Origin of the sequence: Nitratidesulfovibrio sp. (assembly GCF_040373385.1) — a bacterium.
In the GTDB taxonomy this organism is placed as follows: domain Bacteria; phylum Desulfobacterota; class Desulfovibrionia; order Desulfovibrionales; family Desulfovibrionaceae; genus Cupidesulfovibrio.
This window is the reverse complement of sequence record NZ_JBDXXH010000013.1, coordinates 73,699-85,058: the sequence shown is the minus strand read 5'-3', so window position 1 is coordinate 85,058 and position 11,360 is coordinate 73,699. Positions and strand designations below refer to the sequence as shown.

Below are 11,360 nucleotides of genomic sequence, written 5' to 3'. Positions count from 1 at the left end.
ACTGTCTTCGTAGAAGCCGGGTGCAGCAGCGCTGAACCTAAACCCAACCCGTCGGAGACATAACGAAATCGAGCGTGTTCAACAGGGCTGTACTGTCTTCGTAGAAGCCGGGTGCAGCAGCGCTGAACCTAAACCCAACCCGTCGGAGACATAACGAAATCGAGCGTGTTCAACAGGGCTGGACTGTCTTCGTAGAAGCCGGGTGCAGCAGCGCTGAACCTAAATCCAACCCGCCGGAGGCATAACGAAATCGGGCGTGGTCTACCGGGCTGGCGTGTCTTCGTAGGTGCGTGCGCATTGGAGCTATGCGCCATCCGGCCCCGCTCTGCGAGAAAGGCGTCAGCCCCTAATCATCCTGGTCCAGCATGGACGAGAAGAACGTCAGCTCTTCCGGGAACCGATTGTAGATCGTTTCCTTCACCATGCGGTTGATCGTGGAGACGGTGGACGCGCTCAGCACGTCGCGCAAGAGTTCCTTGCACTCTTCCATGTTGGTGCGCCGCAGGATGTGCTTGATGCCCGGTATGGCCTGCGGGGCAATGGATATGGCGTCAATCTGCATGCCCAGCAGTATGGGCAGGCAGTACGGGTCGGACGCCACCTCGCCGCACACGCACACCGAAATGCCCATGCGGTGGGCCGAATCCACCACATACTTGATGGACCGCACGATGGCCGGGTGCAGCGGTTGGTACAGGTACGAGACGTGTTTGTTGCCCCGGTCGATGCCCAGCGAATACTGGATCAGGTCGTTGGTGCCGATGCTGAAGAAGTCCACTTCCTGCGCCAGCGCCTCGGAAATCAGCACGGCAGAGGGCAGTTCCACCATGATGCCCACGGGCATGTCCGGGTCGTAGGGCAGGCCCGCCGCGTCCAGTTCGGCGCGCACCTCGTTCAGGATGTGCTTGGCCTGCCGCAGCTCGTGCAGTCCCGAGATCATGGGGAACAGCAGCGAGGCGGAACCGTGCGCGCTGGCCCGCAGGATGGCCCGCAACTGCCGCCGGAACACCTCCTGGTGGCGCAGGCAGAAGCGGATGGCCCGCAGGCCCAGGGCCGGGTTGGGTTCTTCCAGCTGGGTCTGCTCGGACAGCATCTTGTCCGCGCCCACGTCCAGCGTGCGGAACACCACCCGCCGGGGCGAAAGCAGTCCGGCAAGCTGGGAATATTCGTCGTACAGTTCTTCTTCCGTGGGCGAGGTGCGGCGGTTCAGAAAGGCGTATTCGGTGCGGTACAGGCCCACGCCGTCGGCGCCGCCGTCCAGCACCTGGGGCACTTCCTCCACCAGTTCGATGTTGGCCTGCACGTCGATGCGGTAGCCGTCCAGGGTTTCCGCAGGCAGGGTGGACTGGCGGCGGATGGATTTCTGGTAGTTTTCGAACTGATATTTGAGGTCGGTGTAATCGGCCAGTTCCGCCTCGTCCGGGTCCACCAGGATGAGGCCGCGCAGGGCGTCCACGATGACCAGGTCACCGTCGGTGATGGATTCTTCCAACGACGAGACGCCGACCACGGCAGGGATTTGCAGGCTGCGCGCCAGAATGCCGGTGTGCGAGGTCTTGCCGCCTTCCGCCGTGGCAAAGGACATGATCTTGACCGTGGGCAGGCCCATGGCGTCTGCCGGGGTCAAGTCGTGGGCCATGAGCACGATGCGCTCGTCCGGGGGGCGCAGCGGTTCGGCGTGGCGGCCCACAAGGCGCGTCTGGATGCGTTCCGCAACGGCGCGCACGTCCTGCACCCGCTCGCGGATGTACGGGTCCTCTATGGCCGAGAACGCGGCGGCAATGGCGTCCACCGTCTGGTCCAGTGCCCATTCGGCGCAAATGTGGTGGTCGCGGATGCGCTGCGAGGCGGCGCGGATAAGTTTGGGGTCCTGGCAGATCATCATGTGCGAATTGATGATCGCGGCGTGGTCGCGCAGTTCTGCGGGCACGTTGTCGCGGGCGCGGCCAAGGTCGTCGCGCACGTCGCTTGCGGCCTGCTCCAGGCGGGCCACTTCCGAATCCGCCGCACCGGGCGGAATGATTTCGAACGAGGCGCTTCTGCGGCGGCGGTTGGTGAAGAACGCCTTGCCGATGGAAACGCCCGCCGAAACGGCTATGCCTTGCAGAATCTCGCGCGCCACCGGCTACTCCTCGCGAAAGCGGTTGCGGAACAAGGCGGAAAGGTGCTCCAGCGCGTGGCGCGCATCGGTGCCCACGCCGCGCAGGGTAAGGCACGTGCCCTTGGCGGCGGCCAGGGAAAGGATGTCCAGAATGCTCTTGGCGTCCACTTCCATGCCGTCCATGGCAAGAAAGAGTTCCGCGCCGAACTTCTGCGCTTCCTGGGCCAGGCGGGCGGCCGGTCTGGCGTGCAGGCCCTGGTCGTTGGCCACGCACACCGTCACGGTAAGTCCTTCCTGCGTCTCTTCGATGGGTTCCTGCACGTCGTGTATCCTGTCGGCTATGGCGTCGGTATGGTTCGTGATGCGGGCGGTGGGCTAGAAGCCCCAGGGCAAAGGCATCCAGTCATCCGCCCACGGCAGGGCGAAGGCCGCCGCAGTGGCGCAGACAGCCAGAAAAATGCGCGAAACATGAAAGCGGCCGATCAGCCACGAGGCCAGCATGAGCAGCAACGCGGACAGCGTCCAGCGCGGAACATGCTGGTGATGCGGCCAGATCAGCCACAACAGGCCCGCCAGCACCACGGCGTTGCACAGCTTCAGCTTTTCGCCCCAGTTGATGAGGTCCCACTGCTTCAGCCGTTGCAGCACCTTGAGTCCTTCGCGCAGGCCCGCCGCGAAGGTGAACAGCTTGAACACCTGCAACGAGACGAACAGCATCAGGCTCCACAGAAAGGCCGCCCCGTTGTTGCCGGAAACCACCAGCGCACAGGTGGTCAGCGACCAGAATACCAGCATGCTGCCGCCGAACACCGAATCGCCGATGGCCGACAGGGTGTACACGGTGGTGTCCTTCAGGTTGCGCAGCACCTCTGCCGGAAAGGTACCGCGCGCGATGCGCGCTTCCAGCGACAGAAAGGTGCCGACCAGCAGCGGCGCCCAGAACGGATGGGTGTTGAAGTGGCGCAGGTAGCGCTTGCGCGCATCGCGCCGGGCGCGCGGGTCCGGATAGATGGCGGCCAGCCCCGGCTCCATGGCGAACACGATGCCGATGTTCTGGTGCCCGCGCGTGTTGAACGCCGCGCCGACAAGATACGACCGCAGAAAGCACAGCAGCAGGGTCTTGGCGTCGGGCATGGCGGTGGCGGGCGTGGGCATGGGGCACCGTGGCAAGGCCGTTGTCGTGTTGTGGGGCAGTGGATCAGCCGGGCCGGGGGGGCGCCGGGTTGGCCGTGTCGGTCGGACCAGCCGTGTCGGTCGGACCAGCCGGGCCGGTCGGACCCGTCTGTGAGGTCGGGCCGCTCGGCGAGGTCGGGTATCGCGGGGCGGCTCGTCGGCTGCCCCGGGGGCGACCTACCTGTTGTCCTGCAACAGTTTGTAGATATCCTTCACCGTCCAGCCCCGGGTTGCCTCGTGCACCCGGCGGGCCAGTTCACGCGGCTTCTCGTCGGGGGCGGCCTTGGCCTCGTCGGCCAGCAGGGCCAGCACTTCCGCGCTCGGGGTGGCGGTCACGGATTCCGGAGGACCAATGACCACCGTTATTTCTCCAAGCAATTCGCGGGTCAGTTGCGCCCTGTCTTCCAACCGTAGAAGGATAAACTCCTCGTGGGGCTTGGTCAATTCCCGCGCGATACAGCACTCACGCGGCCCCAACGCGGCATGGGCGGCATCCAGCGTATCGGCCAGCCTGTCCTTGCGTTCGAAAAAGACCAGGGTGGTGCGCACGGTGGCATATTCCGCGAACAGCTTTTCCACGTCAGAACGCTTGCGCGGCGGAAATCCCAGAAAGGTGAACGGCTGCGGGGCGATGCCGCTGCCCGCCAGCGCGGTGATCGGGGCCGATGGACCAGGCAGCACCGAAACGTCGATGCCTTCGGCCCGGCAGGCGCGCACCAGCCGAAAGCCGGGGTCGGCCATCAGCGGCATGCCCGCGTCGGAAATGAGCGCGATGTGCGCCCCGCCGCGCAGTTCGTCGAGGATGCGCGGCAGGCGCTCTTCCTCGTTGTGGTCGTGAAAGCTCATGAACCGCTGGGCGGACAGCCCGCAACGGGCAAACAGCTGCCCGGCGCGCCGGGTGTCTTCCGCCAGCACCAGCGCGGCTTCGGTCAGCACGTCGCGGGCGCGGGGCGAAAGGTCACCAGGGTTGCCAAGCGGTGTCGCCACCACCCAGAGACGCGGTGAGGTCGAAGGCATGGGGGTAGTGCTCCAGCGTCAGGGTTGCCCCGTCGTGCACCACGCACACGAGGTCGAAACGGCACGGCCTGTCCCAGCAGTCGTGGGCGGCCAGGTACTGCCGGGCGGCGCGTACCAGCTTGCCGCGCTTGGCCGGGGTCAGCGCCTCGTCGGGGCGGGCGGGGCCGCTGGCGGCGCGGGTTTTTACCTCCACGAAAACCAGCGTGCCCCGGTCGTCGCAGACAATGTCCAGTTCAAGGCCGCCGTGCCGCCAGTTGCGGGCCAGCACCCGCAGGCCGCGTTTGGCAAGCAGTTGGGCCGCCGCTTCCTCGCCACGTGCCCCGATTGCTGCATTGGCGGACGCCGTGGCGGATGGCGCAGCAGGAGACCGGGGGCGGCGCGGGGTCACAGCAACGATCCCTGGGTTTGCGGCGCCTCTGGTCGCACCCCGCGAAAGGTGGCCCGGTGCTGCGGGCAGGGACCAAGATCGGCAATGGCCGCCATGTGCTCCGCCGTGCCGTAGCCCTTGTGCACGGCCAGGCCATAGCCGGGAAACCGGCGGTCCAGGGCGGTCATGAGCTGGTCGCGGAAGGTCTTGGCCAGGATGGACGCGGCGGATACGGCCGGGACCAGCGCATCGCCCCCCACCACGGCACGCTGCGCGGGCGCGGGGCATGGGCTTGCAGCTGGGACGGCGCGGGCCGAACGGATTGGGCTGGTCGGACTGGCCTGACTGATCGGACGGATTGGACGGCTTGGACAGGGCGGCAGGCCCGCGAACACGGCGGCGGGAATGGTTTTGTCGCCGTCGATGATCAGCGGAACATCGAGCAGGCCAGACCAATGGGGCGCATCGGGCAGGGCAGCCGGATCGAAACCGGGCGCGACCGAGCCGTCCCGCCCGGCGGGGCCGGTGCGCAGGGCACGCACGGCGCGCCACATGGCGTGAAAGGTGGCCTGCAATATGTTGATGCGCTCGATGTCGCGCGGCCAGACCACGCCAAGGCCCCAGGCCACGGCGTGCTGGCGGATGCGCGGGGCCAGGACTTCTCGTCTGGCGGCGGTGAGCTTCTTGGAATCGGTCAGCCCGGCAAGGTCGGGCAGCAGGGCGGCCAGGCTGGCCGCGTCGGCGTGGGGGGGCAGGATGACTGCGGCGGCCACCACCGGCCCGGCAAGGCAGCCGCGCCCGGCCTCGTCTATACCGATGTACGCCGTTGCCGGGTGGGGGGGAGCCATGTCCGCCAGCAGGCCCTGAAGCATGCCGGACGCGCCGTGGGTGCCGCGCACGGAGGATGCGCGGGGAGCGCTGGCGCGGCGGGGGGGCGGTGACATGCGGCCTCCTGCGGGTGACGGGACGGGTGGAGCGGGCCGAAACGGAATGCGAGGTGCACGACCGGAGCCGGATGCTGCACGGCCCGAGGTGCCGGGGCGTGCGCAACATACCATCGGGGCGATGGGATGCCTGTCGCACCAACGAAAAAAGGGGGGACCGGCGTGCCGGACCCCCCTTGCATGAAGCAGTCTGGCCTAGAAGCGGTTCTTGGGCTTGATGCGCGCGGCCTTGCCCTTGAGTTCGCGCAGGTAGTACAGGCGGCTGCGGCGCACGCGGCCTTCCGTTACCATTTCCACGCGGTCGATGAAGGGAGAGTGCAGGGGGAACACGCGTTCCACGCCCACGCCGTCGGACACCTTGCGCACGGTGAACGTGGCGCCGGTAGTGCCGCGGTGGATGCGGATGACGTTGCCCTGGAACACCTGGATGCGTTCCTTTTCACCTTCCACGATGCGCAGGTGCACCTTGATGGTGTCGCCGGACTTGAACTTGGGCAGGTCGAGGCGCAGGTGTTCGCCTTCGATTTTCTTGATGATATTCATGATCGTGTCTCCCTTGGACCGGAGTTTTTCGCTATCGTGGGTTCGTCGGTTCCGCCTAATAGCAGTCGCCGAGAATCCTGTCCATGATGATGGCGGCGGCGGTGCGCACCGAAAGGTGGTTGTACCCGTCCATCCACCGGACGGGCCGCAGGGTGCCGTCGCACGCCGCCACAAGATGCGGCGACAAGCCGTGACCGGTGCCGAACAACAGCAGCACCGGGCGTTCCGCAAGGATTGATCTCACCTGGCCGACGGTCGTGTCGCCCGCGCCGCGCGCGCTGGTTGCCATGACCAGGGGGCGCTGGCCCGTGCGGCGGGTGATGTCGTCAACCGCGTCCTGTACCGTTTCGGCGCCGCGTACCAGCCCGAGCGCCTCGCCCCGATCGGGGTTTGCCGCCAGGCCCGGACCCTCCGTCCAGTGCCGGAGAATGCCGTCGAGCAGGCGCCGCTGGTCCTCGATGGGGGTTACGATGTAATACCCGCCAAGTCCATACGTGCAGGAACAGCGGCCTATATCGTGAATGTCGAGGTTTGTCAAAGACACGGCCACCGATTTTTTTTCCTTGTTCAGCACCGGGTAGTGCACCAGGGCGCAATGCAGGTTGCGGCCGGGCCGTTCCACGGTTTCGGCGGCCTTGTGCCGCAGGAAGGTCATGTCGGTTTCTGTCAGCGGGGCCTCTGGCAGAAGTTCGGGCCGCAGGCGCAGGGTGGCCGCCAGCGACTGCTCGCGCCGCCACGCGGCGATGCGGCCATGGTCGCCGGAACGCAGCACCTCTGGCACGGGCAGTCCCTCGAACACTTCCGGACGGGTGTAGTGGGGGTATTCCAGCAGGCCGTCGGAAAAACTCTCGTCCTCGCCCGATTCTTCCTTGCCCATGAAGCCGGGCACCAGCCGCGCCACGGCCTCTATGACGTTCAGCGCCGCCGTCTCGCCGCCGTTGAGCACGAAGTCGCCCACGCATACCGGCTCGATGTCGAACAGTTCCTCGATGCGCGCATCGAAGCCCTCGTAGCGGCCGCACAGGATGGTCACGTGCTCTTCGAGGGCCAGTTGGCGGGCCATCTGCTGGGTAAAGCGGCGCCCGCGCGGGGCCATCATCAGGATGCGGCCCCTGGGGGCGTCTTCACGCAGGCCGCGCAGGGTGGTGGCCAGCGGTTCCGGCAGCATGACCATGCCGGGGCCGCCGCCGTAGGGGCGGTCGTCCACGGTGCGGTGGCGGTCGGTGGTGGCGTCGCGCGGGTTGCGGAAGGAAAAGTCCACGGTGCCCGACTCGCGTGCCTTGGCCATCAGCCCTGCGGACAGGGGCGAGTCGAAGAATTCCGGGAACAGGGTGACCAGGGTGAAGTGCATGGCGGTTGCCTGGCGCTATGCGCCGGTCGCCTCGTCCGGGCCATCCGGCCTGGCGGCATCCGCATCGGGTGCGCGGGCATCGGACTTGTCCGGCGTCTCCAGATACAGTTCCAGCAGCCCGGGCGGCGGGGTGATGCGCACCTCGCGCGTATCCAGGTCTATGGACGCCACGAATTCGTCCACGGCAGGCAGCAGCACTTCCTTGCCGTCGGCGGTGCGGATGGACCACACCTCCTGGCCCCCGGGCATCTGCACGTCGTCAAGGGTGCCGAGCAGCGTGCCCGTATCGTGCAGCAGCACGCGCAGGCCCAGCAGTTCGTGCAGGTACACCTCGTCCTCGCCGGGTTCGGGCAGGCGGTCCTTGGGCACCAGCACGTGCATGCCGCGCAGGGTTTCCGCCGCGCTGCGGTCGGCTATGCCTTCGAACAGCACCAGCGGGCGTCCCTGATGGCGCCGCACGGCAGCCACCGTATGGGGGCGGGGCGCGCCGCGTCCGGGGCGCAGCCACAGGGTGCCGCGCAGAAGGTCGGGCGAGTCGGCCCAGAAGTCCACGCCCACTTCGCCGCGCAGGCCGTGGGGCCTGCCGACGAGGCCGATTTCGATGAAGGTGTCGTCGCTCATGTGCGCCCGCTGCGTGGATTGTAGGGTGAAGGCGTAAGGCGCGAGGGACGTGGCGCAGGTTTCATTCCTGCCGCGCACGTACCCGGTCGCCCAAGCGACAAGAGCCCTTCGGCTTGCGCTTCCGGGCTAGTCGTTATGATAGGCTGCTGTCGCGAACCCGCCACGCCGTGGCGGGTCATGGCGCACCGGTTACTCGAGGATTTCGAGCACGGAACGCTTGCGCGCCTTGGTGGAAGCCGCTCCCAGAATGGTGCGCATGGCACGCGCCGTGCGGCCCTGCTTGCCGATGACCTTGCCGAGGTCTTCCTTCGCTACCTTCAGTTCGAGAACGGACGTCTGTTCGCCCTCGACCTCTGTCACATGCACGTCTTCCGGCTTGTCGACGAGGGATCTCGCGATGTATTCGACCAGATCTTTCAGCATGGCCACCTCCACAGGATGTTCTGCAGGATTACAGCTTCCGGCGAGGCGCCTCCGCGACAGGATACCGGGTTACCGGCGCCGCACTAGCCGGCCTGCTTCTTGAGCAGGGTACGGACGGTGTCGGTGGGCTCGGCGCCCTGGTCCAGCCACTTCTGCACCTTTGCGGTGTCGATCTTCACTTCGGCAGGATTCACCATGGGGTTGTAGAAGCCCAGGAATTCCAGGGGACGACCGTCGCGGCGCGCAGCGCTGTTGACGGCGACGATCCGGTAGAAGGCACGCTTCTTGTTGCCCATGCGGGCGAGTCTCAGCTTAACGGACATGATTTGGTCTCCAACTAGTCTGTGTATAGTATGGTATCTCGGGAAAAGCGCAAGTGGGCGAGAATTCCCACCCGACAACTTTTCGTCCTCAGCGCTTCTTGCTCTTGTTGCGTTGCTGCTTGCGCAGCTGCTTCTTTTTCTTGAGCGCGGTCTTGGATACGGGGTTGGGACCGCCGGGCGCGCCTTCGCCGTCACCCATGCCGGGCATGCCCGGCATGCCGCCAAGGCCCCCCAGGCCACCCAGCCCGGCCATTCCACCCAGTCCGCCCATGCCGCCCATTCCGGGCAGCTTGGGCATGCGCGGCATCTTGCCGGCCGGCGCGGGTTTGCCCCCGCCCATGACCTTTTTCATCATTCCGCGCATCTGCTCGAAATTGTTGATCAGCTGATTCACGTCCTGCACGGTGGTGCCGGACCCCATGGCGATGCGCTGGCGGCGGCTGCCGTTCAGCAGCTTGGGGTTGCGGCGTTCCTTCATGGTCATGGAATTGATGATGGCCTCTACCCGGCCCATCTCCTTTTCCGGCACGTTCATCTCGCCCAGCTTTTCGCGCAACGCGCCCATGCCGGGAATCAGCTTCAGGATGCCTTCCAGCGAGCCCAGCTTCTTCAGCCGGCGCATCTGGGTGCGGAAGTCCTCCAGGTCGAACTCCGCCTTCTGGAACTTGCGGCCCAGTTCCTCGGCCTCTTCGGCCTTGATGGTGGACTGCGCCTTCTCGATGAGCGTCATCATGTCGCCCATGCCGAGAATGCGGCCCGCCACGCGGTCGGGGTGGAAGACCTCGATATCCGAGAGCTTCTCGCCCATGCCCACGAACTTCACCGGCTTGCCGGTGACCGCGCGGATGGACAGGGCCGCGCCGCCGCGGGCATCGCCGTCCATCTTGGTGAGCACGACGCCGGAAATGTCGAGCGCGGCGTTGAACGATTCGGCAACCGTCACCGCGTCCTGGCCGGTCATGGCGTCGGCCACGAACAGAATTTCTTGCGGTTCGACGCGGCCCTTGATGGAGACCAGCTCCTGCATCAGGGTTTCGTCGATGTGCAGGCGGCCCGCAGTGTCCACGATGACCACGTTGCACTGCTTTTCGCGCGCGTCTTCCACGGCGGCCACGGCGATGTCCACCGGGTTCATGCCGGGGGCCGAGGGGTAGGCCGGAATGTCGAGCTGCTTGGCCAGCGTGTGCAACTGGTCGATGGCCGCCGGGCGGTACACGTCGGCGGGGGCCAGGTACGGGCGCATCTTCTGCTTGCGCAGCAGGTTGGCCAGCTTGGCCGACGATGTCGTCTTGCCCGAGCCTTGCAGGCCCACCATCATGATGACGTAGGGCTGCCTGCCGCGCAGGTCGAGCTGGGTGGTGCCGCCGCCCAGCAGTTCGACCAGTTCGTCATGGACGATCTTCACCACCTGCTGGGCAGGGGTGAGGCTTTTCAGCACGTCCTGGCCGAGGCACCGTTCGCGTACGCGCTCGATGAAGTCGCGGACGACCTTGAAGTTGACGTCGGCCTCTAGCAGCGCAAGACGCACCTCGCGAAGGCCATCCTGAATGTTGGCTTCGTCGAGGCGGCCCGTGCCGCTGAATTTCCGGAAAACTCCTGTCAGCCTGTCCGAGAGACTATCGAACATGAATACCCCGTCCGGCAAATATCGTAAGAGGAGGATCGGTACATGGGTTTGGGGGGGAAGTCAAGGCTGAGGTGTGGTAGGAGGGGAGGGGATTGGAGGAGGAGGGGAGTGTTGAGCGCGGTTGGTGGCGGTTTCTACGAAGGCCGTCGTGCGCTGTTGGGAACGCTCGATTTCGTTATGCCTCCGGCGGGCAGGGGGCCGTGAAACGACGGCCCCCTGCACCCCCGCGTTCCAGGGGCTCCGCCCCTTGGAACCCCGAGCCTTCATGCGCGGCGTTCCTTCGGCGGCAGCTTCCCTGCGGCGCAGGGCGCCTTCGGGTGATCTGCCGCCGGGAACGCCAATGCGCGCTGCACTCCCGCAGGCTTGGCGAGGCTTGGGTGCCTTTAGCTGCGGGCATCCTGCACCGCATTCCTTCGCCGCCAGCTTCCCTTCGGCGCTGGGGCGCCTTCGGGTGATCTGGCGACGGGAATGCGATGTGCACTCAACTCTCGCAGCTTTGGACCACAGAATGAGTCGCGCCTGTGCTGTCGGTTGGTTTGTGATGTACCCATGACGCCAGTGTTTCCGACGCTGCAAAGCCTCCGGCGGTGATCTTCGGCTGCGGGCGCAATCCTTGCGAATGCTAGTGTTTGGTTGCAAGGGATGGTGGGCGGGCGCAAGTGATTGGGAGCGATTGTCAGGCATTAGAGGTTTAAGGCTGATGTGGAATCAGCAGTTGCCCGGCGCGCGGGGTGGTTGGACAACGGCGGACGTGATGTGCGTAGAAGCGTGTGACGCCGGGCTTTGGCGGCGGCACATGCGTCGCAACGGGGGCGGAGGTAAAGGCACCCGAGTGTGGTTGTGGCAGCGAGAGATTCGCGCACATCGCAT

General features: G+C 66.1%; 11 protein-coding genes and 1 pseudogene. All 12 read right to left on the bottom strand.

Features of this window, described 5'->3' with window-relative positions:
* Positions 1 to 346: 346 nt before the first annotated feature.
* Entirely contained in the window at positions 347 to 2,122 is a 1,776-nt protein-coding gene (gene ptsP / locus ABWO17_RS16645; RefSeq protein ID WP_353120518.1) for a phosphoenolpyruvate--protein phosphotransferase, read from the bottom strand.
* Positions 2,123 to 2,125: 3 nt separating this feature from the next.
* Positions 2,126 to 2,422: an HPr family phosphocarrier protein gene (locus tag ABWO17_RS16640; protein WP_353120517.1), complete on the bottom strand. Its 297-nt coding sequence runs from the start codon at positions 2,420 to 2,422 to the stop codon at positions 2,126 to 2,128.
* A gap of 54 nt (positions 2,423 to 2,476) precedes the next feature.
* Complete coding sequence (locus ABWO17_RS16635; protein WP_353120515.1) at positions 2,477 to 3,256, bottom strand: PTS system mannose/fructose/sorbose family transporter subunit IID; 780 nt, start codon at positions 3,254 to 3,256, stop codon at positions 2,477 to 2,479.
* Between the two features lie 195 nt (positions 3,257 to 3,451).
* The gene (gene rsmI, locus ABWO17_RS16630; protein ID WP_353120513.1) at positions 3,452 to 4,291 is read right to left on the bottom strand and encodes a 16S rRNA (cytidine(1402)-2'-O)-methyltransferase; all 840 of its coding nucleotides are present in this window, start codon (positions 4,289 to 4,291) and stop codon (positions 3,452 to 3,454) included.
* Positions 4,233 to 4,679 (bottom strand): YraN family protein, encoded by a 447-nt coding sequence (locus ABWO17_RS16625; RefSeq protein WP_502914927.1) that lies wholly within the window; start codon positions 4,677 to 4,679, stop codon positions 4,233 to 4,235. Before ABWO17_RS16625 ends, rsmI begins: the two co-directional genes overlap by 59 nt.
* Positions 4,676 to 5,506, bottom strand: coding sequence for a ribonuclease HII (locus tag ABWO17_RS16620; RefSeq protein WP_353120521.1), 831 nt, complete (start codon positions 5,504 to 5,506; stop codon positions 4,676 to 4,678). Before ABWO17_RS16620 ends, ABWO17_RS16625 begins: the two co-directional genes overlap by 4 nt.
* 291 nt (positions 5,507 to 5,797) lie before the next feature.
* Positions 5,798 to 6,145 carry a 50S ribosomal protein L19 gene (gene rplS / locus ABWO17_RS16615; RefSeq protein WP_190245683.1) on the bottom strand — a complete coding sequence of 116 codons (348 nt, stop codon included), beginning with the start codon at positions 6,143 to 6,145 and terminating at the stop codon, positions 5,798 to 5,800.
* Between the two features lie 55 nt (positions 6,146 to 6,200).
* Complete coding sequence (gene trmD / locus ABWO17_RS16610) at positions 6,201 to 7,496, bottom strand: tRNA (guanosine(37)-N1)-methyltransferase TrmD (protein WP_353120510.1); 1,296 nt, start codon at positions 7,494 to 7,496, stop codon at positions 6,201 to 6,203.
* Positions 7,497 to 7,595: 99 nt separating this feature from the next.
* Positions 7,596 to 8,117 (bottom strand): annotated as a pseudogene (gene rimM, locus ABWO17_RS16605) (ribosome maturation factor RimM); the annotation flags it as partial.
* Positions 8,118 to 8,306: 189 nt separating this feature from the next.
* Positions 8,307 to 8,540 carry a KH domain-containing protein gene (locus ABWO17_RS16600; RefSeq protein ID WP_309541246.1) on the bottom strand — a complete coding sequence of 78 codons (234 nt, stop codon included), beginning with the start codon at positions 8,538 to 8,540 and terminating at the stop codon, positions 8,307 to 8,309.
* A gap of 83 nt (positions 8,541 to 8,623) precedes the next feature.
* On the bottom strand, positions 8,624 to 8,863 hold the full coding sequence (rpsP, locus tag ABWO17_RS16595) for a 30S ribosomal protein S16 (protein ID WP_015946507.1): 240 nt from the start codon (positions 8,861 to 8,863) through the stop codon (positions 8,624 to 8,626).
* 88 nt (positions 8,864 to 8,951) lie between these two features.
* Positions 8,952 to 10,490, bottom strand: coding sequence for a signal recognition particle protein (gene ffh / locus ABWO17_RS16590; protein ID WP_353120506.1), 1,539 nt, complete (start codon positions 10,488 to 10,490; stop codon positions 8,952 to 8,954).
* Positions 10,491 to 11,360: the final 870 nt, after the last annotated feature.

Bases quoted from the DNA above. Each gene is read 5' to 3' on its own strand.
- ABWO17_RS16635 (WP_353120515.1), bottom strand. From the start codon at position 3,256: ATGCCCACGCCCGCCACCGCCATGCCCGACGCCAAGACCCTGCTGCTG.
- rsmI (WP_353120513.1), bottom strand. From the start codon at position 4,291: ATGCCTTCGACCTCACCGCGTCTCTGGGTGGTGGCGACACCGCTTGGC.
- ABWO17_RS16620 (WP_353120521.1), bottom strand. From the start codon at position 5,506: ATGGCTCCCCCCCACCCGGCAACGGCGTACATCGGTATAGACGAGGCC.
- rplS (WP_190245683.1), bottom strand. From the start codon at position 6,145: ATGAATATCATCAAGAAAATCGAAGGCGAACACCTGCGCCTCGACCTG.
- trmD (WP_353120510.1), bottom strand. From the start codon at position 7,496: ATGCACTTCACCCTGGTCACCCTGTTCCCGGAATTCTTCGACTCGCCC.
- ABWO17_RS16600 (WP_309541246.1), bottom strand. From the start codon at position 8,540: ATGCTGAAAGATCTGGTCGAATACATCGCGAGATCCCTCGTCGACAAG.
- rpsP (WP_015946507.1), bottom strand. From the start codon at position 8,863: ATGTCCGTTAAGCTGAGACTCGCCCGCATGGGCAACAAGAAGCGTGCC.
- ffh (WP_353120506.1), bottom strand. From the start codon at position 10,490: ATGTTCGATAGTCTCTCGGACAGGCTGACAGGAGTTTTCCGGAAATTC.